1 protein-coding gene is annotated in these 611 nt (G+C 62.7%); it reads left to right on the top strand.

The genetic code is table 11. The features are described from left to right. Positions 1–611: SDR family NAD(P)-dependent oxidoreductase (locus ACQZ40_RS25735; protein WP_448748915.1), on the top strand; the 611-nt coding region annotated here is incomplete at both ends.

Genomic DNA, 611 nt, shown 5'->3' with positions numbered 1-611 from the left:
GGTGATCACCGCAGACCTGACGGATGCCGCACAGACGGAGCCGGTGGCGCAGCGCCTGCGTGCCGATCCGCCGATCGACATTCTGGTCAACAATGCCGGTGCGGGTCTGAGTGGCGGTCTCGCCAATGCCGATCCGGTTGCACTGGAGAACCTGCTGCGCCTCAATTCGCTGGTGCCCACCTTGCTGACTGCGGCCGTCCTACCCGGCATGCTCCAGCGCGGTCACGGTTCGATCGTCAACATCGCGTCCGTTCTCGCCCTTCTGCCGGAATATTCGCATGGCATTTACGCGGCGACGAAGTCCTATGTGCTGACCATGTCGCAGAGCCTGCATGCCGAGGTCGGCTCCAGGGGTGTCTATGTGCAGGCCGTGCTGCCGGCCGCCACTCGCACCGAAATCTACGACCGCATGGGCGGTGACATCAGCAAAGTGCCCGATGTGATGGAGGTCGACGATCTCGTCGATGCGGCCCTGGTTGGCTTCGACCAGAAGGAACTCGTGACCATTCCGCCAGTCCCCGATGTTGCCGACTGGGAAGCTTTCGAACAGGCCCGAATGGTCCTCGCGCGCGGCTTCAGCAATGCAAAGCCTGCACCGAGATATCGAGGAT

It is taken from the genome of Agrobacterium sp. 16-172Ci (assembly GCF_053522725.1).
The sequence above is the reverse complement of the archived record's forward strand: the minus strand, read 5'-3'. Positions and strand labels throughout refer to the sequence as shown.